The following is a 25,145-nucleotide window of genomic DNA, read 5'->3' on the forward strand; positions in this document are numbered from 1 at the left end:
CTTGGTACCTCGCATGTCTATTGATTCCGATTTCTCGCTCGCCACGCGCCGCCACTTTATGCTGGCCGCTGCTGCCACCGGCATCGGCACGGCAGTCCCCAGCCTGGCCTGGGCGCAGGACAAGCCGCAAAAGGGCGGCACCTTGAACCTGCTGCTCTTCCCCGAGCCGCCGACCCTGACGACGATTGCGCACACCGCAGGCTCGTCGGTGACGATATCGGGCAAGGTGACGGAGGGGCTGCTGACCTATGACTTCAACCTCAACCCGCAGCCGCAGCTGGCCGTTGCCTGGTCCATCAGCCCCGATGGCCTGGTCTACCGCTTCCAGCTGCGCCAGGGTGTCAAATGGCATGACGGCAAGCCCTTTACTTCGGCCGACGTGGTGCACTCGATTGCGCTGCTCAAGGAGTTCCACCCCCGGGGCCGCGCCACCTTTGCCGGGGTGGCCGAGGTGCAGGCCCCCGATGCCCACACCGTGGTGCTGCAGCTGAGCCGGCCCATCCCGTACCTGATCACGGCGCTGGCGGCCTCGGAGTCGCCCATCGTGCCCAAGCACCTGTATTCCAGCGGACGGGCCGATACCAACCCGGCCAACAATGCGCCGGTGGGCACGGGCCCCTTTGTGTTCAAGGAATGGGTGCGCGGCAGCCATGTGATCTACGAGCGTAATCCGCATTACTGGGATGGCGACAAGCCCTATATCGACCGGCTGGTGGTGCGCTTTATCCCCGATGCCGCTGCGCGCACAGCGGCCATCGAAAGCGGCCAGGTGCAGATTGCGCCCAGCTCACCAGTGCCCTTTGCCGAGGTGGAGCGCCTGCGCGCCAAGCCGGGCCTGCAGTTCGAGACCCGGGGCTATGAGTACATCAACAGCGTCTACCGGCTGGAGTTCAACCTGGAGAGCGAGCCGCTCAAGGACCTGCGCGTGCGCCAGGCCATTGCCCATGCGCTGCAGCGCGAGAACCTGCTCAAGGTCGCCTGGTATGGCCAGGGCAAGCTGACCACCGGGCCGGTGCACCCGGCGCTGAAGAAGTTCTATGTGCCCGATCTGCCAGTGCTGCCCTATGACTTGAAGCGCGCCGAGAAGCTGCTGGATGAGGCCGGCCTGACGCGCGGCAAGGCCGGCGGCCAGTGGCGTGCCCGGCTGAACCTGACCCCTATCCCCAACGAGGGCGGCCAGCGCACTGGCGATTTCCTCAAGCAGGCGCTGGGCCGCATCGGCATCGATGTGCAGATCAACAGCCAGGACTTTGCCACCTACATCAAGCGCATCTACACCGACCGGGCCTTTGACCTGCATGTGAGCGCGATGAGCAACACCTTTGACCCGACGGTGGGCATCCAGCGGCTGTACTGGTCCAAGAGCTTTCAGCGCGGGCTGCCGTTCTCGAACGGCGCGCATTACGCCAGCCCCGAGGTGGACCGCCTGCTGGAATCTGCCGCCGTCGAGATGAACGAGGCCCAGCGCATCCGCGAGGTGGCCGAGTTCCAGAAGCACATCGCCACCGACCTGCCCGACATCACCCTGGTCGCCCCCGACATCTACACCATTGCCGACAAGCGCGTGCGCAACCACACCGTGGGTGCGGATGGCGTGGCCGGCAACCTGGCCGGCGTCTGGCTGGCCGCGTCCTGATCCTTTTTGCCTAGGAGAAACCGATGACAAGCCCTTCCGAAACATCGAACGTACCAGGTCAACAACCCAGCTCCCTCTGGTACACCCGCTGCCCGGTGCCATCGCCACTGGGCATTGCCGCGCAGCAAGGCTGGCTGCAAGAGGCCTTTGCGGCGCTGGGCATTGGCGTGGAGTCCATCTTTGACTCCAAGGACCGCAAGGTACGCGAGAGCCATTTCGACCACAGCCTGCCCTGGTCTTTCCGCCAGGGCGGCAATATTCCGCCGATCTGGGCGCGGGCCAAGGGGCGGGATACGCGCTTGGTCGCCATCACCTGGACGGATGAGTTCCAGGCGCTGGTGACCCTGCCGGGACGGGGCATCGACAAGCCTGAAGATCTGGCCGGCAAGCGCTTTGGCGTGCCCAGCCGGGTCAACGACCTGATCGACTTCCACCGCGCGACTGCCCTCAAGGGCCTGGTCTCGGGCCTGTCCCTGGTGGGCCTGCAGCACAGCGATGTGCAGCTGGTCGATCTGGTGATCGAGGAGTCGGTGATCCAGCAGCATGGCACGCCCAGCTTGTTTGGCCTGCGCCGCCGCCACCCGTATTTCCGCGAGGCCGAGGCCTTGGTGCGCGGCGAGGTCGATGCGATCTTTGTCAAAGGCGCCGAGGGCCTCTTGGTAGCCAATTTGATAGGCGCACAGCTAGTCAGCGAGTTTGGCCGCCACCCCGACCCGCGCGTGCGCATCAACAATGGCACACCGCGCACCCTGACGGTGGACGCCGCACTGGCCGAGCAGCGCCCGGACCTGGTGCTGGCGCTGCTGCGCGTGGTGCAGCGCGCCGGCCGTTGGGCCGAGGCCCATCCCGACGAGACCCTGCGCTTTGTGGCCCGCGAGATCGCCACCAGCGAAGAGGCCATCCTGGCCTCCAACGGCGCAGACCTGCACCATCACCTGGGCATCAGCCTGGAGCCGGAGCTGGTCGATGCGATCGGCTACTTCAAGGACTTCTTGCTGGAGTGGGGCTTTCTGCCGGCCGATTTCTCGGTCGCCGACTGGGTGGATGCCCGGCCGCTGAACCGCCTGCTGGCTGAGAATGCAGCGCCGCAAACCGCTGCCGAGCCCGAGGCGCTGCGGGCATGAGTGCGAACCAACATCCCCGCGTGCTGGTCTGCGGCGCCAGCGGGCGCCTGGGCCAGCTGCTGGTGCCGCGCCTGCTGGCGCGCCAAGCGCGGCCAAGGGTGTTTGTGCGCCAGGCCTCCACTGCGCAGGCGCTCTGGGGCGATTCCGTCGAAGTAGCGCAGGGCAGCTTTGAGGACGCTGCGACCTTGGGCCAGGCCCTGGTCGGCATAGACCGGCTGTTCCTGCTCTCTCCGATCACCCCGGCGCTGGCCGAGCAGCAACTACGTGTGGTCGAAGCCGCGCGCGCAGCGGGTGTGCAGCACATCGTCAAGCTCTCCGGCTCGGACTGGACCATTGACCCGCCTGGCCGGTCGCTGTCCGGCGATGCCCATGGCCGTATCGAGGAAGGCCTGCAGGCCAGTGGCATCTCCCATGTGGTGCTGCGCCCCAATGCCTGGATGCAGGTGGGCCTGTCGCGCATCGCGTCTGATCTGCGCAGCGGCGATGTGCTCCGATCCCAGCACATCGGCGCTGGCGTGTCCTACATCGATGCCCGTGACATCGCCGATGTTGCAGTAGAGGCGCTGCTAAACCCCGAGGCCGCCCAACAGCGCCTGGGCGCACCGGGCCCCTGGGTGCTGACCGGCAACCTGGCACTGCGCCCGCAAAAACTGGCCGAGATCGCATCCCGCCTGCTGGGCCGGCCCATCACCGCCGCCCCGCCTGTGGCAGCCCCCGCCGTCGACCCGTTTATCGCGCAGGTGCATGGCGAGTTTTTTGCGCTGATGCGCGCGGGGCATGCGGCTGCGGTGACTGCGACGGTGCGGCAGGTGCTGGGGCGGGATGCGCGGACGGTGGAGGGGTTTTTGGGGGAGGAGCTGGGGGCTTTGGCTGTGGCGGCTTGAGGGGGAGGGACGTGGGCTGAAAGTGCCCGGTGAGCATTAACGGCACCCCATCGGTTGGACGGATGTCCAACTTTTGGGGATGCTGCTTAATCAGCTGGCCGGTGCGGACCTGTATGGCATTTGGCGCAGCCTCGTCAATTGACCATTGCCAAGCAGGCCTTGGAACAAGCCCTGCAGGCTTCTGCACATCGCACGCAATGGTCATGCTGGTGATGGGCGCATTCGTTCGCGCAAGCGAGGCAGACTTCGCTGCATAGCCTGCAGAAGTGTTTCGCCATTTCGCTGTTGCGCGCCATGGCACCCACGGCGAGCGAGCAGATGGCTGCGCAATTGACATCCAGCGCCATGCAGCGCGCCATCATCTTGGGATCGTCCTCTTTGAGGCAGCCTGCAAAGCATTCGTTGCACGCAATCACGCAGGCGTTGCATGCGTCAATACAGGCCTGATAAGGGTTGGCGGTGGTGGTCATCACAGTCTCCTGTTGCAAAACCTTGTTGTACGGCTTGTGTGTAGCTGAAGCTGTAGGAGTGACGCGTTCATTTCCCTACATCCAGTTCAGCATGCGTCTGCGTTAGGCCGACTTTGGATACTGCATTTAGAGCAATGGATCGCAAGCTGCCGACGGCGCAAGATATGCCATCTGGTCAGGTCAATAGCATCTTTGCCATAGTGTGAGACTGGCTGGATAAACCGTTCTCACTGATTGTGCAAATGTCCCGGATTCACAAGGACACGAATTTGAAAGTTCGATGGCGGCTATTGGCCAGAAGCGGTCTTCGAGGTTTAAATGGATTTGTAATGGGGCAGACCACTGCAACGCCTGTTAGATTTCTATCTGATGGACATCATCGGTGAGCTAGCTCCGGATCAAGCGAGGACACTGGCTGACCTAGAGCCAGTGCTGCATCGCGCATGGAACTCAACGGGAACGTGGCGTGAGATGGTTGAAGAGCAAATGTGGTTTCAGCCGACGTTTCGATTTAAAGTCAAGAATTTCTGGTGCGGCTACATCGCTGCGGCTGAAGCTCAAGGGTTACCCGCACGGCCTTACGATCTCGTCTTGTCCTTCGTGAATCAGAACTTCCCACATATGATTGACGGTGGTGAGGTTCACTGAAATCTACCTCGGCCGCGTAGCGGCTACCGGCCAAGGGCGGAATTTTGCGTGTTCGAAACTAATGACCACTGAAGACTGGTCCGAAGCATCCGCTCACTAGTGCACAAGACCTTGATATCCTTCGAAGCCTAGCCTGCGGCTCAATATTCATTACGCAATCACAGATATTTTTTGAGGAATACATGCGCAGCGCCATTACGAGTGACTACGAACAGAATCTGGAAGTAATCAAATCAGGTCTTTTGTCCCTCAAAGCCACGGGAGCTGACGGCTTTGAAGGACTTCTCCGTATCGTTTTGACGGGTCTAACGGAGATTCCGTTTCGTCTTTCCGCTAGTGGATTGCAGGGAGGAATGGATGGAGACGCTGCAATCTCGAGCGATCATGTATGCTTTGAGGCAAAACGATACTCAGGCGAAATTCATAGAAATGAAGTTTTGACCAAACTTGCAGATTTAGCTCGGAAGAAGGAAGCTGCTGATCGTCTATGGATTCTCGGTGCAACGACTGAAATCAATACGCAGCTCGCAAAAGCTGTTGAAGAGGATGGTGATAAAAACGCCATCTCTACGCTCATTCTGGATTGGACCTCCGCCCCGCTACCGCTTCTTGCCATCGCTGTGGTTTCCGCTGGTGATGAGGCCATCGACTTCATAGCCAATAATTTCGATGCAAAAACTAACCAGAACAAGCTTAGCGCTAGCGACCTAAAACTGGCATTCCTGTCTATCTCAAGCCATCCAGAATTCGAAAACCTACTCCAACGCCTCAAGTCGAACTTCAATGTCTCAAAAATGGCTCTAAAGCGAGCCGTGGATTTGAACATCGAGTGGAGAAAGAAAACATTTGGCTCCACTCGCCACGCTAGGGAGCGTCTCGGACAAGGGCTTGCAGTTCTACAGAACAAGACCTTCCCGTCAATGCGCGATGAGCTGCGTGGACAAATCTTGGATGAACTTAACGCATGCAAAGAAGTCATCCTGCTAGGAGATGAGGGGCACGGTAAATCATGGCTTTCAGCTCAATTATGCTCCGATGCAACAGGCTTGGGGCTATTCGTCAGCGCGGAGCAACTTGATGGTGTGTCTGTAAATGACCTTGATGATTTCTTGATCGATCTTCTGATTAAGCAAACTGGTGAAGTAGCCAACGACACAATTAAGCTTAGGTGGAGGCACCGCTTTGAGGCATGGAGAGTTAACCCTCCGCTTGCTAATTTGCTTATTGTCGTGGATGGTTTAAATCAACGGCAAAACTTCCGTTGGGACCGACTGCTCAATGGCATCCAGTCCCGATTGGCGGACATTGGGGGGCGGATGGTCGTGACGGTCAGGCCGCACTTCTGGCAAAAAGAAATTGCCCGTGGATTAGCATTCAATCCGAAGATTATCGCGGTTCCGGAATGGTTGCCCCAAGAGCGCGACGAACTTTTGACACACTATGGGATTTCTCTTGACTGGCTTGACAAAAAAACCCTGCAAACACTCAGGAATCCGCGACTGCTTGCCGTCGCTATAGCAACTCTTCCGCATCATGAAGCAACCACATGGAAAGGGTTGACCACAGACAGATTATTGATGGAGCATCTTCGTACGTCGCAGCTTGAGAACTACGAAGGCGAAACCTTTGTAAGGTTGACCAAGCGCCTCAGTGAGCACGCAACAAAGGTTTTGGAGCGGGTGAAAGCATCTTCAGACGAACCGTCCAAATATTTTCAGGCTAATTCTGCTGCCGTGATCGAGACCCGTTTTTTTCGACCACTCGCGGGGCCGGGGGACCTATATGAACTGCGTGATGAGGGCTTGACTCTCGCTCTGGGATTCACTCTAGTCGACCAGCTATGGCAAACACATTCAGCAAAAAGAGATTTGACAGTCCGAGTTACTCAGCTCGTCGAACCTATAAATGCGATGGATCGAACTGCCGACGTTATCTTTGCATCTTTACTGATCTGCGCTCTTGACGATTCCCGCTTCGATGCAGGTATTTTTTTAGCGCTTTTGGATGCTTTCGCAAATCTCCAAAATGTAAATGATCAACGCTTCGAGGAATTTGTAGAGATCGTCAAGCATCAGCCAGAAGCGCTTTTCGATATTCTCAAGGTTTTTTGTCTCGAAACAAGGCTGCGGATTAATCATGACTGGTTTATCCACGCTGCGTTCGTGGTCGCGTCGACCGATGCTGGATGGTACGCAGCGAAAGCGGCCATCCGTCATTGGCTTCACTGTTACAACAAAGACCCCGTTGCTCAGATCCGCCGTTATCACAAGCAAAGTGATGCTGATTATGTAGGACAGATCGAGAAAAAGAAGGCGGAGATCGAAGAGGAGTTGGAAAGCCTCTCTGCGTTTGAAGAACAATTATTGAAGCAGATGACCGAAGTATCGAGCGAACCTGATGAATTGTTTACGTTAGCTCTTCGTTTGCTGGCAGGTCGTTCATTAGTGGGCTTCGCCGATACATTTGTTTCGATGGGCGTAGCGTTCACATTGAGCAAGAATCTTCACTCTTCAAGGAAGGCATTTCAGCAGCTTACGACATTTAATCGAGTAGATCGCACCGCAACTAGAAGCGCCTTTCGAAAAGCGATTGAACCGCTTCGCACGAAGGCCTCCTCTCGAGGAGGCCAGTGGACCGTTGTTCGAATGCTCTATGCGAGTGGAGAGGAATGTGATGCTGTCGAAGCCAGCGCACTTGCCGAGGAGCTACGAAAGGGCTGTAATCACTTTTGGTCGCCATCACCAGTCGAATGGCGCCAGGCCAAAGTTGCAAACCCTGACGCCATTCGACCAGTGGATTTAGATAAAGGCTTGCAAGAATTTAATGTTCTCGATCCCGACAATATTTTGCAGTCGATGGGCTTTGGACGCGAAGACCACGGCTTCCGGGATTTTCTGCCGGTTGCCTGCCGATTTGAACCTGTAGCCGCATTTGTGAAAACCAAAAGCATAATAGGAGGTTTGCTTACAAGAGAAGGATTTCCTTTGCGACAGGTAATTCTGAATTGTGATCCTCATCTTCCATTAGTCGATCCTCAACTGGCGAAGAATTTGATTAAGAGAGTGATGAACAGCAATGCCTTTGAGACACTACCCGAAAATGATCGATCGATTTGCCGAATGTTCGCATTCTACTACAGCGCAGGACAGATTTCGGCAGGCGAACAGCTTCGGTGCATGACAGGTAAGGATCTCGGGCCAGACTACCTGCTTTCTGTAATCCCTAGCCTTAAGTCGCAGGCAACAGAAGACATAATAGCGGCAGTTCGGGGAGCAATTAACAGAAACGATGAAGACGCAGCAAATGGCGCTCTTGTAGCTGCACTTTACGGGCAAACACAAATAAATAGCGAACTCGAAGACCTAATACTAAAGTGTTCTCAAGGGACGTCTTCCAAGCTTCGCGCCATTGCATATCAGCTGGCGACGCTAAGAGGTTTGGATAGTGTTCGACAAGCACACACGAGCAGCAATTGGAGTGCAGCCATAGCAGATGGAAACACTTACGAGGAATGGTTTGGATCAATGTTGCTGGTTGAAGCATGCGCACAAGATGAAATCTTAGTCGACAACATTCTGAAGCGTATTAGCCAAAAAACATGGTTTGCCTCGACCGAACGGCTCGGCATATCGTTTACCGAGCCTTTGGTTCATTTCTTTATACAGCGACTTCGAAGAGGAGTTACAGCTGTGCAAGAGATGCAGCTTCCGCCCGTAGATTTTGAACTCTCAAGGACCGGGCCAGCCCCTTTTTCCTTCCTATCCATTCAAGAAACAGATCGAGATAGCGAGCGCTTCCCTAAACAACGGAGCCTGAAGGAGATTTTTGGTTCTGATGATGATTTCGATGAGAAACAGAAAAAACTGCATGCGATGGCAAATTCATTCTTCGCGGAAATTAAACATTCGGAGGCGCGCCTTCTAGTTCAAGAGTTCACTATCGACAATCTCCGCCGTCTTGTTTCTGAAGTGCCATTGCTACTGAATGAATTGGTCGAGATATTGGAGCAAGCAGAAAACGCTCAATTCATTTGGTTAAAGAACTTAGCTTTTTCTGTGGCAAACCTGATTTCTGCGCAGTCTCCTGATCATGCCGTTGAGTTGCTAAAGCGGGCTTCAACATCAAAGGGTTTCGTCACGCAGTCTTTGGAAGATAGCTTAACGCTTGAGCATCAAGCGATTTGGGGAAGCGAAGTATCTGAGCCAATTGAGGCTATGTGGCGTCAAAGGATCATGGGTTCTGAAAATGATGAGATCCTTGCTCGGGAGATTCTGGCAGCCGAACGCTTTGGTGCGGCTGACTTCATCAAGTCTATCGTTCTTCAGCTAGCGTTGAGCGAAGATGGCTTGGATCAGATATATGCAATTACGATTGCTGGCTACTCAATCCAGTCGGATATATTCGTTAAAACAATACGCGAACACGAGGGTGATAAGGGCCTAACAGGTCAAGCTGCCAAGCATGCGTTGATAGAACATGAGAATGCCATATGGACGCAGCATTGGGTGGATCACATGTGGAACGCTCCCACAGCCCAGGAATTTTGGCGATGCTTGATGATTGCAAAAACATCGATGGATGCGCGAGTGAGTAACAAAACACCAGAGAGCAGTTGTTGGGCACTCTACGCCCCCGTGTTTCAACGGGTAAGAGCGTCGGCTATAAAGGACCGGAACAAGGAACGTAAAAAGAGACTTCTCGGGCAGGAAACGCCCGAATCAATATTTATTAAATTTTCTAAATAATCTTTAAGAGATTAAAAAATTTTCCTCTAAAGAACTGGTCGTTACATAAAATTCGTCAGCGCTCAGCCCAAGGATGCTTTGGGTCGTTCGGTGACAGTCGCACCCAAGTAAGAGCCACAAAAAGCGCCCTACCTGCGACAGATGCGGGTCGGCCAAAAGCGGACCATTTCTAAAGAGCGTCAAAATGCTAGCAATTACGTGCCGTAGACCCATGCCAAAATCGTCAATTTAGATCATATGATCTTTGAATTCGTTGTGGTCGATGCCTTCCTGATTGAAGGGCGATCTATTATTTTCACCGGCAAAGTGGGCAGCGGCGAAGTCCGTGTAGGTGATGATCTTTTCCTGCGGTCTCCGCACGGGAAAATCAAAGTCAAGGTTATTAGTCTTGAACCAAGCGGGTTTCGAGTTGCAGGTGCTAGGGCTGGCGATAACCTTGTGGTTGTTGTGAAGCACGTGAACCTTTCGTCTGTTGCAGACGGGTTTCACCTAACCGTAGAAAATCAAATCCAGGTGCAAAGCCTTACGCTGCATGGCCGGCGATTCTAATATGAGGTGAATGACCGCAACGGGTCGACACAAGTCATACCCATCCATGCGTTGAACGAGAGCAACCAGCCTCCAGTGACTCGATCCTTGAGCAGTCCCGTCCGCGCCCGACTTCAACCCGTTGCCTACCCAAACCCCCAGGCAGCAATTCCTGCTCCCTCTTTCGATGCAGAAACAAGGCCGCTGTCATCGATTCAGGCTGGCATGGATGGCCAGCGCTCATAGCGCCGCCTCTGCACGAATCCAGTCCAAGAAGGCACGCACTTCGGGGCGGTCAGTCGTTCCAGGCCTTGTCACCGCGTAGTACGCAAATCTTGCTGGCCATGGCTTGTCAAGCACTTGAATGAGCCGTCCTGCGGCCACCTCTTCCATCGCATAGGCTCGCGGCACCAGGGCAAGGCCTTGACCAGCCTCCGCCGCACGGATGAGCAAGAAATCGTCCTCAAAAGCATTGCCACGCTCTGATCGCTCGTCATGGGCAACTCCGTGCGCCTTCAGCCAAAGTGGCCAATCTGCCCGGTCGCCATCGTGGAGCAGCGGGTAGGCCAGGCATCCGCTTGCCTCGTGGATCATCACCTGGTGCGCCTTCATAAATTCCGGCGACGCGACCGGCGTCAGAACCGGTGCCATCAGCAGAACGGAATCCAGCCCTGGATAGTCTCCCAAGCCGTGGCGCAAAGCCACATCCACGCGATCACGTTGCAGGTCCACCAGTTCCGAGGTCGCTTCAACGCGAACTTCGATCTCGGGATGCAGCAGCTTGAAACGGCCCAGCCGAGGCACCAGCCAGGACGCGGCAAATGTGGCAACGGTGCTGATCGTGAGGCTGCGTTGGCGCTTGGCTCTTTCCAGGCTATGCATCGCCTGTTCGATCTGAATGAACGCGTCACGCAGCTTGGGGTACACGCTGGCGCCGGCTTCCGTCAAGCGCATGCCACGGCGCTCACGCTCCAGCAGCACCACGCCTAGCCGATCTTCCAACACCCGGATTTGCTGGCTGACGGCGCCCGGGGTGACGTGCAAGGCCTGCGCCGCAGCTTTGACGCTTTTGCGCTGACCCACCTCCACAAAGGTGCGCAGTGCCTGCAAGGGGTAAAACATTTTTGAATTTAGATTTTCTAAATTTATAAAGCAGCAAGTATCGCTTTATAAATATTTAATTAAAAAAGAGAATTTGCATTCCTCGTAGATCTTTAAATTTTAGTATATCTACATTAAAAATGCTGCATCTTTATACCGATAGTTCTCCGAATGGCTTCAAGGCCACCATCGCTCTGGAAGAGCTTTCTTTGCCCTACCAACTGCACCATGTCCGCATTGATGAAGGCGATCACCGCAAGCCGGAGTTTCTTGCTCTCAATCCTTATGGACGAATTCCTGTGCTCATGGACACGGAAACAGGCGTTCAGCTTTTCGAGTCTGCCGCCATTCTCTTGTACCTGGCTGACAAGACCGGCGCGCTGTTGGCCCCGAAGGGGCCAACCCGCTGGGAGGCGATCAAATGGCTGCAATTTCATGCCTCCAGCCTGGGTCCGTTACTGGGCCAGCGCGTGCATTTCACGCTGTTTGCAGATACCCCCATACCGTTGGCACAGGAGCGCTACCAGGGCCTGACCGAAGAGGCCTTCAAGGTGCTGGACCAGACCTTGGTTGATCGCCCATATCTGGCGGGTGACGACTATTCCATTGCCGATATTGCGCACTTCGGTTGGCTGCATATCGCAAGGATCATCCAGTTTGATTTCAGCCATCACCGCTACCTCAGCGAATGGTTTGAGCGCGTTGCAGCGCGACCCGCCGTACGCAAAGGCGTCACATTGCCAGCACCCGCGACCGGTGCATGACCCACCAATGAGCTTGACAATGAACGAACCCAAACTTTCTCAACAGGGGGCGGGAGCCTCCTACGCATCGTTTTTCGCGCACCCTGGTTACCGGCGCATGTTCGCGCCGGACCGGCTGACTCTGGGCATTTTTTTGCCGCTGCGCAGTTTCCAGGGGGATATGGCCGTACTACAGGGCCAGGCTGAGCTCGTCGCAGAGATCGACAGGCGCGATTTCGCGGCCGTGTGGGTGCGCGATGTCCCCTTGTTCGATCCCTCGTTTGGCGATGCAGGCCAGGTGTTCGATCCTTTTAGCTACCTGTCCTTTCTGGCAGCACGAACCAAGAAGTTGGCCTTGGCGACGGGGAGTGCCATTGTTTCCTTGCGCCACCCCATCGACTTGGCCAAGGCAGCGGCCACCATTGACCAACTCTCAGGAGGCCGCCTGGTCATGGGCGTGGCATCCGGCGATCGGCCGATAGAGTTTCCTGCGTATGGGCTCGATCACGCATCCCGCGCGGAGCGCTTTTCCGAGGCAATCTCGTACATGCGCCAACTCATGCGCTCGGGGCGGCTGAACATCCACTCTCCACTGGGTCGCTTTGAGGGGGCAGAGCTTTTGCCCCAGCCTGTTTGCGGCCGCATCCCACTGGTGGTGACGGGATCCTCGGGGCAGTCGCTGGATTGGATTGCCCGGAATGCAGATGGCTGGCTGACCTACCCCAATGCAACCCATACCCCTCGGGGACCTCAGCATTTGGCCGAAAAAATTCGGGCTTGGCGTGAGTTGATCCCAGGAAGGGGCTTTCGGCCCCATATGACCAACGAGTGGATTGATCTGGTGGATGATCCTGGCTATCCGCGCACGCCCTTGCACGGCGGCTATGTTCTGCGTACCGGCCGCCATGGGCTGATGGCCTTGCTGGAGGAATGGCAGGCGGCAGGGGTGAACCATGCGGCGCTGGGCATTCAGTTTTCACAACGCTCGCCTGCGGAAGTCATCGATGAGCTGGCCAGGGAGGTACTGCCGCATTTCCCATCGCACGAAGGGCAAAACCCTGCTGCGGTCAACTGGTGAGCACTGCAATGACCGATGACCACCATGCCGCTGAACCTATGAAAAGAGCCGCCCAAACGCCGATGCCCATAAACATCCGTGCTCTGCAAGCACGGGATCGAAAGCCTTGGGAAGCGCTTTATCGCCAGTACGCCGACTTCTACCAATCGACCATGACGGATGCGATCCTGGACCGATGTTGGTCATGGCTGATGAACCCGAATCACGCTGTGGAGGGGCTGGTCGCAGAAGGGGAGAACCGGCAGTTGCTAGGTCTGGCGCACTTTCGTGCCTGCCCGGACCCACTGATCGCTGCTGATTTCGGCTTTCTCGACGATTTGTTTGTCCGCCCGGATGCACGTGGGTTAGGCATTGGCCGCCGCCTGATCAGCGGCGTCGCAGCCTTGGGACAAGAACGCAAATGGGCCGTATTGCGCTGGATCACTGCGGACAGCGATGCCCAAGCGCGCCAGCTCTACGACAAACTGGCACAAGCCACCCACTGGGTCAGCTATGACCTGGACTTGCAACGCTTGAGAGGCTAGCTGCGTTGCGACCCTAGCTTGGCCTGCTGCTGTCTCAAGTGACGGCGGCAGGCTTCTTTGCAGGATACCTCGCTGCTGGAAGTGCGTGGAAGACATCCGTCCTCGCTGACAGCAAGTCAAGCTTCTAATGAAGTGGCAGTTGAGAGTAGATCCCGTTTAATGGGTCATCTAGACGATTGTTGTTGCGGCGGCTCCGCTCAGTAAATGGCGCAGATCAGCCTGATGCTTTGGTCGCTGGCAAGGAGTCCGCTCACAGAAGGGCATCTTGCAGTCGGCCGGTATGCAACAAGCTTGGTAGAACTGATTTCAGCAATCCCTCGGCGCGCTATCCGGCATTTGCTGAACTGGATGTGCCACTCCCCGGCTATTGCGTCCATGAGTTTTTGCAGTGGCGCCAAGTTGGACTACGCAGATGAATCCAAAAAGCGTCGAGTAGCGTATAGAGCACATGCCCATTTCTTCCAAACTATCCACCCCCATGAGCCGCCGCCTAAGCCTCATGGGCATCGGTTCCGCCATTGCAGCACTGCTGTCCGGCTGTTCTGGTGCCCAGGTACTGGACCACCTCGTGGCCCATGACACCTACCACGGCCCCACGGGCGTACCCTACGGGCCCGATCCGCGTCATCTGCTGGATGTGTACCAGCCGCAGGCCAGCACGGTGCCCGGTCCTGCACCGGTGGTGCTCTTTTTTTATGGCGGCAACTGGACCAGCGGCGAGCGGGCCGAGTACCGATTCGTCGGCGAAGCGCTGGCAGCCAACGGCATCATCGCGGTGGTGGCCGACTACCGGCTGAGCCCCCAGGTGCGCTATGACGGCTTTCTGGGCGATTGCGCCTTGGCGCTGCAGTGGACCTTGGCAAATGCAGCCAGCCTGGGTGGCGACCCTGCGCGGGTGATGGTGATGGGCCATTCGGCCGGGGCTTACAACGCTGCGATGCTGGCGCTGGACCCGCGCTGGCTGGCGCCTTTAGGCCTAGCACCGGATCGGCTTGCGGGCTGGATTGGGTTGGCCGGCCCCTATGACTTTTTGCCGATTGTGGACCCCCAGGTTCAGGTTGCTTTTAACTGGCCGCACACCCCTGCTGATTCCCAGCCCCTCTTCTACGCCGACACCAAGGCCCCCCGTACCTTGCTGCTGGCCGCACGCAATGACAAGGTGGTTGATACGCAGCGCAACACCGTTGGCCTGGCAAATCGCTCGCGGGCTGCCGGTACTGACGTGGAGATGCGGATCTTTGACCACCTCAGCCACGTGACCACGGTTGCCGCACTGGCCCGGCCGCTGGATTGGCTAGCCCCGGTGCTGCCGACGGTGGTGGACTTTGTACGCGGGGATCCGAAGCCTGTGAGAAGGTGATCAGAGCCGTGGCCGAATCTGTGGCGTAACAGGCTTGCTTTGCAGCCAGTGCCTCGGTTAATCCATCGTGGCGGAAGGCTTATGACGACTGGCTGGCCGCGCTAATATGGCGCTTTCGGCCAGAACCGGCTTATCCGCCATCACCGCGTAACGGTGCCAGCCAGCGCTGCTGTCAACCGCTTCCATGCATCACCTCTACACCCACCCCAACAAGGGCAGCTTTGGCAAGGGCCTGACCAAGTTACTCAACTCGCGTCGCTTTGCTACTTATCGCCGAGCCCTTATGTCTCGTCTGCCCTTTATGACCTTGGACAGCGATGTGGTGGATGTCGTCTACATGACATGGCTGGTGGACGAAACCCTGGCTGCAGCGTTTGCCCCACCGGGCGCGCGCCTCTGGTCTTACCAGGGCCGCACGCCTCTGACGGTGCTGACCTATCGGCATGGGCATTTTGGTCCGCGATGGATGGGGTCCCTGAGGCGCTTTATGCCTTCGCCCTTGCAGAGCAACTGGCGCCTGTACTTGGCAGAGCCGCTGTCTGATGCGCCGCCTATTCCCACCGTCGCCTTTGTCTACAACGTGATGGACAGCCTGGCCCACGTGGCCGGAACGCGCTTGTTCAGCGATGCCTTGCCATCCCATTGGCCGGCAAGCTTCGATTTCCGCGTGACTCCCGATGAGGCCGTCATCGACATCGCGCCCGGCGATGGAAGCGCGCCTAGATTGGCGGCCAGGGCGGTCAGGGCGGCGAAGGCGGAGGACGCCGTTTTATCACCCCCCTGGTCCGGGATGTTCAATGGCTGGTCGGATGCGGTCGTTCGCCTAGCCTCCCAGGACGCTGCGGTGGTGGAGGTGCCGACAGCGGAGGGCGCCCCTGGTAGGTCGGCCTTGGCGACGATTGCCTTGCCGATGGATGTCGCTTCGGTGGAGCCCTTGCTGCTGGATACGCAAACGCTGGAATGCCCTTTGTTGCAGAGGCTGGATGCGGACCCGGAAGCTCTGTGTTTTCTGCTGCCCAGCGTGCGCTTCTCTGCCTTGTCCGAACGGCTTTTGCGCGCTTCTGCCTGAGGCCGGCCCACTGCGACAGTGTGTTTTTCCCCTCAAAACGGGGTGCTTGACGCCAACCAACCAACTAGTAGAATGGCTTATCTTTGAAAGCGCTACCTGCCCACCCGATGACTGTTGAACTCTCCCCCCGCGCCACTGAATTGGCAGAACATGCCCGGCAATTGCTGGCCGCTGGCGGCTACAACGGCTTTAGCTATGCAGATCTCTCTGAAAAGGTGGGGATAGGCAAAGCCAGCATCCACCACCATTTCCCGAGCAAGGCGGACTTGGTGTTGACGGTGGTGCAACGGCATCGTCAGCAGTCTGTAGAGGGTTTGGCAGCGATGCAGCAACATCTGGGCGACGACCCACAAGCCCAGTTGAACGCTTATGTGGATTACTGGGCGCGCTGCATCGGCGACGGTTCATCGACGATGTGCATCTGCGCGATGCTGGCCGCTGAAGCGCCAATGATCCCGGCTGAGATAGCGGCGGAAGTGCGTGGCTATTTCCAGGACCTGACGCAGTGGCTGGCAGCCGTCATCTCGCAAGGCCAGGCCAAGGCGCAGTTCAAGCCAGACGCGAATGCGCCGGTAGAAGCGCTTGCCTTGATGTCCACCGTGCACGGCGCCATGCTGACGGCCCGCGCCTTGGGCGATCCCGATGCTTTCCAGACGATCGTGCGCGCGGCGATACATCGGCTGGCAGCTTGAAGAATGGCCCGACTACCCAGGTCGTCGGGCCCCCTATTTTTTGCCCTGGTAGTCAACCAACTAGTCGGTTGTTTTTAGAAAGACCACCCCATGCCACATCCCATCTCCACACTTGGCGCCTTCCATACCGTCTTCAGCCTGGTGCCGCTCGCTGCCGGCTTGTACAGCTTTATCCGCTACCGCGCCATTGAGCCGGGCACGAGATCGGGGCAGCTGTACCTCGTCAGCATGCTGGTCGCCGTGCTCACCTCGTTCGGCCTGTCCAGCACCGGGGGTTTCAACGCCGGCCATGCCTTGGGCATTCTGGCGCTGTTGGTGATCGGCGGGTCATTGCTCATCCGGCAGCTGCCGCTTTTCCCACGCCTGGTTCCTTATCTGTCGCAGTTTGGCTTTTCGTTCAGCTTCTTTTTGCTGCTGGTCCCTGCCATTGGTGAGACCTTGACGCGTCTGCCGGTGGGCCATCCGTTGGCGACGGGGCCTGAATCGCCTTTGGTGCGCGGCACGGTGCTTGTTTGGTTGGCGATTTTTGTTGTGGGTTCCGCATTGCAAATGTGGTGGATGCGGTCGCAGCGCAAGCGCTGAATAGAGCGAGCATTTTTAGTTTTGCGATGACCAGGTCTACCGTTGGGACCGCCATGCTTCCAGCCGCCAGACCGGCAAACACCGCCTTTGGCTGACAGACAACGCCCCCGCCTGGTGCTGCAATAGTTGCCGACTCATCCAATTCAGCGGCCCAGAGACTCGTAGGCTTAGCGACTGCTCCAGTGGGTAGAAGTCTTCCGTACAACCTTGGGCCCTAAGGCCTGAAAGTGGAAGCAATGACGCAATCGCATGGCAAACCCATCGCTAGAACCATCACGGTAGCGATCCTGGTCCTGGTGACCTTGTTTTTAGTGGTGGGTGGGGGATGGTTGATAGCGCTGGGGGGCTCGGGCTATTACCTGGTGGCAGGTCTGGTGATGGCCATCATCACGTGGTTGTATGCGCGTGACCGTCTGGCAAGCCTGTGGCTCTACGCGGTGCTGCTGTTCGCGACGATCGCATGGGGCATCTGGGAGTCGGGGACGGATTTCTGGGCGCTGACGCCGCGATTGGATATCTGGTTTGTGCTGGGGCTGTGGCTGGTGCTGCCTTGGGCGAGCCGGCGGCTGCTGCCCAGCGCGGGCGCGAAATCGCTGCTGTCGTTGGGCCTGGTGGCGGTGCTTGCGGTGCTGGGCCTGAGCTGGTTCAACGATCCGCAAGAGGTGAATGGCAGCCTGGCGCGCGCGCCGTCAGCGCAGAAAGCGCCAGTGGCTGGTGTGGCAGATGCCGACTGGCCGGCCTATGGCCGCACCCAGGCGGGTGTGCGCTACTCGCCGCTGGCGCAGATCAACGATGGCAATGTGAACAAGCTCCAGCTGGCCTGGAAGTACCAGACCGGCGACTTCAAGGGTAATGACGACTCGGGCGAAACCACGGCGGAGCTGACCCCTATCAAGGTGGGCAACCGCATGTTCATCTGCACGACTCACCAGTTCCTCGATGCGCTCGATCCGGCAACCGGCAAGCGCCTCTGGCGTTTTGATCCGCAGCTAAAAGCCGACCGGACCTTCCAGCATCTGACCTGCCGAGGTGTGTCTTACTACGACAGCGCCAACGTCGAGGCCAACAACACCAGCGTGCAAAAGAACCTGACCCAGGCCTCGGCAGAGTGCCCGCGCAAGGTGATCCTGCCGGTGAACGATGGGCGCCTGTTTGCCGTGAACCCGGACACCGGCAAGCCTTGCAGCGACTTCGGCAACCAGGGCCAGGTGGATCTGCAGGCCAATATGCCGTTTCCTTACCGTGGCGGCTACAACCCGACATCGCCCCCAGTGGTGACGGGCTCGACCATCGTGATTGGCGGCTCGATCACCGACAACCTGTCCAACTCGGAGCCCTCGGGCGTGATTCGCGGCTATGACGTCAACACCGGCGCGCTGCGCTGGGTGTTTGATACCGGCGCTGAAGACCCGAACCAGATGCCCGGCGACAAGGGCGAATTTGTGCACAACTCCCCCAATGCCTGGGCGCCACTGGCCTATGACGCCAAGACCGATATCGTCTACGTGCCGACCGGTGTGGGCACGCCCGATATCTGGGGTGGCGACCGGACCGAATTGAAAGAGCGCTATGCCAACTCGATGCTGGCCCTGGATGCCAGCACCGGCAAGCTGGTCTGGAACTTCCAGACCACCCACCATGACCTCTGGGACATGGATGTGCCCTCGCAGCCTTCGCTGGTCGACCTCAAACGGCCCGATGGCACGACGGTGCCTGCCATTTATGTGTTGACCAAGACCGGACAGCTGTTTGTGCTCAACCGGCTCAATGGCGAAGCGATCCTGCCTGTCACCGAAAAGCCGGTGCCGCAGACCGTCAAGCACGGCCCGCAAACCAAGGGCGAGCACTATTCGCCAACACAACCCTTCTCGCCCCTGAACATGGGGCCACACGAGAACCTGACGGACAAGAACATGTGGGGCGCCACCATGTTCGACCAGCTGATGTGCAGGGTGATCTTCCACCGCCTGAACTACGAGGGCATCTACACGCCGCCATCGGAGAATGGCACCTTGGTGTTCCCCGGCAACCTGGGGATCTTTGAATGGGGTGGCATGTCGGTGGACAGCGACCGCCAGGTGGCGTTCATGAATCCGCTGGGCCTGCCGTTTGTCTCGCGCCTGATCCCGGCAGACCCGAACCGCCCACGCACCGAGAAAGGCGCCGGTACCGAGCAGGGCGTGCAGCCTATGTACGGCGCGCCCTATGGCGTGGAGCTCAATGCCTTCCTGTCGCCGCTGGGCCTGCCTTGCAAGGAGCCCGCATGGATGACCGTCGCCGGTGTGGACCTTGCGACGCATGAAGTCGTGTGGAGAAAGCGCGTGGGCACCATCCGCGACAGCCTCCCGAAGCTGATGCAGCTTCCTCCTATCAAGACGGGTGTGCCGGGCCTGGGTGGCCTGATCTCCACCGGCGGCAATCTCATGTTTATTGGCGCAACGCAAGACGACTACCTGCGCGCCTTCAACGCCAGCAATGGCGAGCTGCTCTGGCAGGCACGCCTGCCTGCCGGCGGCCAGGCTACCCCTATGACTTATGACATCGGCGGCAAGCAGTATGTGGTCATCATGGCCGGCGGGCATGGCTCCTTCGGCACCAAGATGGGCGACTCGCTGATGGCCTATGCATTGCCGGATTGAGCTGAAGACGAGGGGATAGCGGGCGGTGCCGCACCAGAGGCACCGCTTTCGCAGAGGCCCCCTGGGTCTTTGCCAGAATTGTTACGATTCACCTACCCGGCCATCCTTGGCCGGGTTTTTGCCGTCTCGCTTGGCCGTTTATGAATTCCTCGTCTCCCTCCTATGTCATTGGTATCGATCTGGGCACCAGCCACACGGTGGTGGCCTATGCAGCACTGACGGCGGCGGGGGATGAGATTGCACTGCTGAACATTCCCCAACGCAGCAGCGCGGGGGAGGTACAGGCGCAGACCCTGCTGCCCTCGGTGCGCTACCAGGCCGCAGCGGGCGAGCTGGGCGATGCCTGGCAGCAGCCCTGGCCACCGCAAGCCGCCAGCGACGAAGCACCTGCAGTCATCGGCCGCTGGGCCCGTGACCTGGGCACCGCCGTGCCCAGCCGCCTGGTGGCCAGTGCCAAAAGCTGGCTGTCGCACCCCGGGGTGGACCGCAGCGCGGCCATCCTGCCCTGGGGCGCGGGCGACGAGGTCGCCAAGATATCGCCCCTGGCGGCATCGGCCTCCTACCTGGCCCATGTCAAGGCCGCCTGGGAGCAGGCGCATCCACAGGCGCCGCTGAGCGCGCAGATCGTTGTGCTGACGGTGCCGGCCTCGTTTGACGAGGGCGCACGCGCACTGACCCTGGAGGCCGCCCAACTGGCGGGTCTGCCCCAGGTGCATTTGCTTGAAGAGCCCAAGGCCGCTTTCCACGACTGGCTGATGCTGCAGGGCGAGCAGCTGGCAGCCAGGTTGGCCGATAGCCGGCTGGTGCTGGTGGTGGATGTGGGCGGCGGCACCACCGACCTGACCTTGATCCAGGTCGAGCCTGCTGCCGATGGCGGCCTGCCCAGCCTGACGCGCACTGCCGTGGGCGAGCATTTGATGCTGGGCGGCGACAACATGGACCTGGCGCTGGCCCACCAGCTGGAGCCCCAGTTTGCACCCGAGGGCCAGCGCCTGCCGGCCGCCCGTTTTGCGCAGCTGGTGCAGCGCTGCCGCATCGCCAAAGAGCAGTTGCTGGCGGCCGATGCGCCCGAGCAAGTGGCGGTCACCATGCTGGGCGGCGGCAGCCGGCTGCTGGCCCAAAGCAAGACCGCCAGCCTGAGCCGCGCCCAGGTGCAGCAATGGGTGGTTGAAGGATTTTTGCCGCTGGCCGAGCGCAGCGCGCTGCCCAGCAAACGCCAGGGCGCCTTGCGCGGCTTTGGCCTGCCATACCCGGCCGATGCGGCCATCACCCGGCATCTGGCGCAGTTTTTGGCGCAGCATGCCGGTAGTGGCGGTGCGCAGGCGCTGCCCGATACCGTCTTGCTCAATGGCGGCGTGTTCCATGCGCATACGGTGGTGGAGCGGCTGACCCAGCAGCTCAGCGCCTGGCGCGGGGCGCCAGTGCGCGTGCTGCACAACCCGCACCCCGACTGGGCGGTGGCCCGGGGCGCGGCCGCCTATGGCCTGACCCGTTTTGCGCCTGAGCCGCAACCCTCCGCAGTGCTACCCGCAGCGGCCGATGCAGCGGTGCCACCTGTGGCCAGCCTGCGCAGCCGCTTGCCGCAGATTGGCGGCGGCTCCGCCCGCAGCTACTGGCTGCTGCTGCCCGGAGCCAAGGGCGCAGCACCCCAGGGCCTGTGCCTGCTGCCGCGCGGCACGCAGGAAGGGGTGCGCATGGTTTTATCGGGCCGGCGCTTTGCGCTCAAGCTGGGCCAGGCGGTGCGCTTTGATTTGCTGGCCAACAGCTTGCCCAGCCAGCCGGCCCAGGCCGGGCAGTTGGCCCCGCTGCAGGGGGAGGGTTGGGTAGAGCTGCCACCACTGGCCACCGTGCTGCCGGCACCCGAGGGCCAGAACAAGGCCCAGATCGAGGTGCAGCTGCAAGCCAGCATGACCGAAGTCGGCACCTTGGAAGTGCGCTGCCTGGCGGTCGATGACCCCAGCCAATCCTGGCTGCTGCCGCTCAGCCTGCGCGGCGCCGTGCAAGCAGCCGATGACAGCGCGGCTATCGAGGACAGCGCCGACGAGGCACGGGCCAGCTTGCGCCAGGAGCAGGCCATTGCGCAGATCGACCGTATTTTTGGCAACCAGGCGCAGGCGGTGGACGCCAAGGAAGTGCGCCAGCTGCGCCAGGTGCTGGAGCGGTTGCTGGGCCCGCGCAACAGCTGGGACCTGGCCCTGCTGCGGGCCATGTTTGATGCGCTGCTGGCGCGTGCCAAGCGCCGCCGCCGCACACCCGAGCATGAGCGCGCCTGGCTGAACCTGGCCGGCTGGTGCCTGCGCCCGGGCCTGGGCGCGCAGTTGGATGCCTGGCGGGTGGAGCAGGTCTGGGCGCTGTACCCGCAAGGCCTGGGCCATGGCAAGGAGCCGGGCAACTGGACCGAATGGTGGGTGTTTTGGCGCCGCGTAGCTGCGGGCTTGAACGAAGCGCAGCAGATGGAGCTGCTCGAAGATGTGGCCGGCCACATGCAAAAGGCGGTGCAGCAAACCGCCCGCAAGCGCGCTGATGGCGCTGGCGGCAAAAGCAGCCATGGCAGCTATGACGACATGCTGCGCCTGTTTGCCGCGATGGAAGCCGTCCCCTGGCAGTACCGCCAGGAGATGGGCCAGTGGATGCTGCAGCGCCTGAAGCGCGAGGGCGAAACCGTGCAGACCTGGTGGGCCATTGGCCGCCTGGCCGCCCGCCAGCCGATGGCCGCCAATGCCCACCTTGTTATGCCACCGAACGCCGCGCAGGAGTTTGTGCAGGCCACCCTGGCCCAGGACTGGCGCCGCAACGAGACCGCCATGTTTGCCGCGCTGCAAATGGCCCGCATGACCGGCGACCGCGCCCGCGACCTGCCCGATGCGCTGCGCAAAGAGGTGCTGGACAAGATGCGCAGCAGTGGCGCACCCGAGCGCTGGATCGCGATGGTCAGTGAGGTGGTGGCCATGGATGCCGAAGACCAGCAACGCAGCCTGGGCGACAGCCTGCCGCCGGGTTTGGCGTTGCTATAAGCGCCTGTTCAAGCGCTGCGCGCGGCGCGCCCCTGGCCTGGAACAGGCCCGTTGCCCCGTATTTGGGCGCTGGCCTCTGCTGCAATCGCGATGTGTGGGCAGGGCCTGGCGCGGCATTCTGCCCCCCGGCCAGTGCAACAATGGCGGCTGCGCCGCGCGGGACTGCCGGCGCGGTGCCTTTTTCCAGGAGATATTGCAATGATGTTTGACACGACCACCTCTTCCGCTTGTTTGCCGCGCCGTGCTGCGCTGGCTGCGGCACTGACCGCAGTGCTGGCGGGTGGCGTGCTACCCCAGGCATGGGCACAAGGCAATGCAGCCAACAGTGTGGCCAACTGGCCGAGCAAGCCCATCACCTTTGTCGTGCCCCAGGCACCCGGCGGTGCCAATGATGTGATTGCCCGCGCCATTGCGCAGGGCCTGGGCCAGTCGCTGGGCCAGCCGGTGATTGTGGAGAACCGGGCAGGCGCCAATGGCAATGTGGGCACCAGCCAGGTGGCGCGCAGCGCGGCCGACGGCTACACCTTTTTGGTGACGGCGCAGAGCGCTTACACCATCAACCCGGCGCTCTACAGCACGGTGCCATTTGACCCGATCAAGGACTTTACGCCGGTGATGCAGCTGGCGGTGGCGCCATACCTGCTGGTGGTGAACCCGAATTTTCCGGCCAAGAACCTCGACGAGCTGGTGGCCTATGCCAAGCAGCATCCGGGCAAGGTCGAGTACGCGTCGGCCGGCAATGGCACCTTGAACCATTTGCTCGGCGAAATGCTGAAAAAGCAAAAAGGCATTGACCTGCTGCATGTGCCCTACAAGGGCGCATCGGCCGCCGCCACCGATGTGGTGGCCGGCCAGCTGCCGATGGCCTTTGGCAGCTTTCCCGGCGTGATGCCCTTTGTCACCAGCGGCAAGCTGCGGGTGCTGGGCGTGGCCTCGGACAAGCCAACCCAGCTGGCGCCCGAGATCCCGCCACTGGGCAAGGGCCTGGCTGTCACCAGCTGGTATGGCCTGTTTGCGCCGGCCGGCACGCCCGATACCGTCGTCGTGCGCCTGCATGCCGCCATCACCAAGGTGCTGGCCACGCCGGTGATGACCGAGCGCCTGAAGACCTTGGGTGCCGAGTCGGTGGTGTCGACCCCGCAAAGCTTCAAGGCCAGCCTGCCGGCCGAGCTGGCCTACTGGAAGCAAGTGGTGCAGGACTCGGGAGCGCACATTGACTGAGCCCCAAGACGCGGCGCTGCTGGCCGCCTGCAGGCAATTGCCCGTTATCGGCCTGCTGCCTGCGGGCCCGCGCAATGCCATCACCGATGTGGCTGGCCTGCGCCTGGGGCATTGCACCGTGGCCGATGGCGATCTGCAGACCGGTGTGACCGTGCTGATCCCGCCGCTGGACAACCCCTTTATGCACAAGTTGCCTGCGGGCCTGGCCGTTATCAATGGCTTTGGCAAGAGCGCCGGCTTGGTGCAGCTGGCCGAGCTGGGCCAGATCGAAACCCCGATTGCGCTGACCAATACCTTTGGCGTCTCTGCCATCGTGCAGGCGCAGATTGCGCAGTGCATTGCCGCCAACCCCGAATGCGGCCGCAGCCTGCCCACCGTGAACGCGCTGGTGCTGGAATGCAATGACGGCTACCTGAGCGATATCCAGCGCATGGCCGTTGGCCCGGCGCACTACCAGGCGGCGCTGGATGGCGCTACGCCCGAGGTGGTGCAGGGCGCGGTAGGCGCGGGCCGGGGCATGTCGAGCTTCCAGCTCAAGGGCGGCATCGGCAGCGCATCGCGCCAGGTGGTGGTGGGCGAGCAGCGCTATACCGTCGGCGCGCTGGTGCTGGCCAATATGGGCAGGCTGGCGGATCTGCGCTGGGGCGGCCAGGCACCGGGCGCAGCGCTGGAGCGGCGCCTGCAGGCTAAGCTGGCCGCTGGTGAGCTAGCTGGCACCGCAGTGGGTGATGGCGTGGACAAGGGCAGCATCATCATGCTGCTGGCCACCGATGCGCCGCTGGACAGCCGCCAGCTCAGCCGTGTGGCGCGGCGTGCCGCTGCTGGCCTAGCCAATACCGGGTCTTGCTACGGCCATGGCAGCGGCGATATTGCGCTGGCGTTTTCGACCGCCTACACCCTGCCGGCCGATGCAGCCGCGCCCATGCCGGCGCTGGCGATGCTGCACGAGGCGCAGCTGGACCCGTTGTTCCGCGCGGCGGCCGATGCGGTGGAACAATCGATTTTGAATGCGCTGTGGCATGCCCAGAGCGTGCAAGGACGCGACGGCCACCAGCGCTGGGGGCTGCAAGAACTCTGCAAGGACTGA

19 protein-coding genes are annotated in these 25,145 nt (G+C 60.1%); 17 read left to right on the forward strand and 2 right to left on the reverse strand.

Annotated features, from left to right (window positions below; genetic code table 11):
• The first annotated feature begins 13 nt into the window (after positions 1-13).
• Genes HS961_RS06110 through HS961_RS06120 form a run of 3 tightly spaced genes read left to right on the forward strand, consistent with a single transcriptional unit; the run spans position 14 to position 3,644 of the window.
• Complete coding sequence (locus HS961_RS06110; RefSeq protein ID WP_182326862.1) at positions 14-1,636, forward strand: ABC transporter substrate-binding protein; 1,623 nt, start codon at positions 14-16, stop codon at positions 1,634-1,636.
• A 23-nt stretch (positions 1,637-1,659) separates the two neighbouring features.
• Positions 1,660-2,760 (forward strand): ABC transporter substrate-binding protein, encoded by a 1,101-nt coding sequence (locus tag HS961_RS06115; protein ID WP_182326863.1) that lies wholly within the window; start codon positions 1,660-1,662, stop codon positions 2,758-2,760.
• Positions 2,757-3,644 (forward strand): NAD(P)H-binding protein, encoded by an 888-nt coding sequence (locus tag HS961_RS06120; RefSeq protein ID WP_182326864.1) that lies wholly within the window; start codon positions 2,757-2,759, stop codon positions 3,642-3,644. Before HS961_RS06115 ends, HS961_RS06120 begins: the two co-directional genes overlap by 4 nt.
• Before the next feature lie 134 nt (positions 3,645-3,778).
• On the opposite strand, the gene HS961_RS06125 is transcribed toward HS961_RS06120, so the two are convergent.
• Positions 3,779-4,114 carry a four-helix bundle copper-binding protein gene (locus HS961_RS06125; RefSeq protein ID WP_182326865.1) on the reverse strand — a complete coding sequence of 112 codons (336 nt, stop codon included), beginning with the start codon at positions 4,112-4,114 and terminating at the stop codon, positions 3,779-3,781.
• Positions 4,115-4,483: 369 nt separating this feature from the next.
• On the opposite strand from HS961_RS06125, the gene HS961_RS06130 reads away from it, so the two are divergent.
• The 3 genes from HS961_RS06130 to HS961_RS06140 all read left to right on the forward strand — a co-directional run bounded on the left by HS961_RS06130 (position 4,484) and on the right by HS961_RS06140 (position 10,056).
• The gene (locus tag HS961_RS06130; protein ID WP_182326866.1) at positions 4,484-4,762 is read left to right on the forward strand and encodes a hypothetical protein; all 279 of its coding nucleotides are present in this window, start codon (positions 4,484-4,486) and stop codon (positions 4,760-4,762) included.
• 182 nt (positions 4,763-4,944) lie between these two features.
• On the forward strand, positions 4,945-9,507 hold the full coding sequence (locus HS961_RS06135; RefSeq protein ID WP_182326867.1) for a hypothetical protein: 4,563 nt from the start codon (positions 4,945-4,947) through the stop codon (positions 9,505-9,507).
• Positions 9,508-9,744: 237 nt separating this feature from the next.
• A complete protein-coding gene (locus HS961_RS06140) occupies positions 9,745-10,056 on the forward strand; it encodes a hypothetical protein (RefSeq protein WP_182326868.1) in 312 nt (103 codons plus the stop codon).
• Positions 10,057-10,275: 219 nt separating this feature from the next.
• On the opposite strand, the gene HS961_RS06145 is transcribed toward HS961_RS06140, so the two are convergent.
• A complete protein-coding gene (locus HS961_RS06145; protein ID WP_182326869.1) occupies positions 10,276-11,157 on the reverse strand; it encodes a LysR substrate-binding domain-containing protein in 882 nt (293 codons plus the stop codon).
• A 119-nt stretch (positions 11,158-11,276) separates the two neighbouring features.
• Between HS961_RS06145 and HS961_RS06150 the strand changes: the two genes are divergently transcribed.
• The 11 genes from HS961_RS06150 to HS961_RS06200 all read left to right on the forward strand — a co-directional run bounded on the left by HS961_RS06150 (position 11,277) and on the right by HS961_RS06200 (position 25,145).
• Entirely contained in the window at positions 11,277-11,900 is a 624-nt protein-coding gene (locus HS961_RS06150) for a glutathione S-transferase family protein (RefSeq protein WP_182326870.1), read from the forward strand.
• Between the two features lie 19 nt (positions 11,901-11,919).
• Positions 11,920-12,957: an LLM class oxidoreductase gene (locus HS961_RS06155; protein WP_182326871.1), complete on the forward strand. Its 1,038-nt coding sequence runs from the start codon at positions 11,920-11,922 to the stop codon at positions 12,955-12,957.
• 8 nt (positions 12,958-12,965) lie between these two features.
• On the forward strand, positions 12,966-13,481 hold the full coding sequence (locus tag HS961_RS06160; protein ID WP_238347811.1) for a GNAT family N-acetyltransferase: 516 nt from the start codon (positions 12,966-12,968) through the stop codon (positions 13,479-13,481).
• A 478-nt stretch (positions 13,482-13,959) separates the two neighbouring features.
• Positions 13,960-14,841 (forward strand): alpha/beta hydrolase, encoded by an 882-nt coding sequence (locus tag HS961_RS06165; protein WP_182326872.1) that lies wholly within the window; start codon positions 13,960-13,962, stop codon positions 14,839-14,841.
• Between the two features lie 184 nt (positions 14,842-15,025).
• Positions 15,026-15,910, forward strand: coding sequence for a DUF2071 domain-containing protein (locus HS961_RS06170; protein ID WP_182326873.1), 885 nt, complete (start codon positions 15,026-15,028; stop codon positions 15,908-15,910).
• 107 nt (positions 15,911-16,017) lie between these two features.
• Positions 16,018-16,602, forward strand: a complete 585-nt coding sequence (locus HS961_RS06175) for a TetR/AcrR family transcriptional regulator (protein WP_182326874.1) — start codon at positions 16,018-16,020, stop codon at positions 16,600-16,602.
• Positions 16,603-16,692: 90 nt separating this feature from the next.
• Complete coding sequence (locus tag HS961_RS06180; protein ID WP_182326875.1) at positions 16,693-17,184, forward strand: hypothetical protein; 492 nt, start codon at positions 16,693-16,695, stop codon at positions 17,182-17,184.
• A 236-nt stretch (positions 17,185-17,420) separates the two neighbouring features.
• Complete coding sequence (locus tag HS961_RS06185) at positions 17,421-19,823, forward strand: glucose/quinate/shikimate family membrane-bound PQQ-dependent dehydrogenase (protein ID WP_182326876.1); 2,403 nt, start codon at positions 17,421-17,423, stop codon at positions 19,821-19,823.
• Between the two features lie 140 nt (positions 19,824-19,963).
• Positions 19,964-22,837: an Hsp70 family protein gene (locus HS961_RS06190; protein WP_182326877.1), complete on the forward strand. Its 2,874-nt coding sequence runs from the start codon at positions 19,964-19,966 to the stop codon at positions 22,835-22,837.
• Between the two features lie 198 nt (positions 22,838-23,035).
• Positions 23,036-24,058, forward strand: coding sequence for a tripartite tricarboxylate transporter substrate binding protein (locus HS961_RS06195; protein WP_182326878.1), 1,023 nt, complete (start codon positions 23,036-23,038; stop codon positions 24,056-24,058).
• Positions 24,051-25,145 carry a P1 family peptidase gene (locus tag HS961_RS06200; RefSeq protein ID WP_238347812.1) on the forward strand — a complete coding sequence of 365 codons (1,095 nt, stop codon included), beginning with the start codon at positions 24,051-24,053 and terminating at the stop codon, positions 25,143-25,145. Before HS961_RS06195 ends, HS961_RS06200 begins: the two co-directional genes overlap by 8 nt.

This window comes from Comamonas piscis, from assembly GCF_014109725.1.
Classification (GTDB): domain Bacteria; phylum Pseudomonadota; class Gammaproteobacteria; order Burkholderiales; family Burkholderiaceae_C; genus Comamonas; species Comamonas piscis.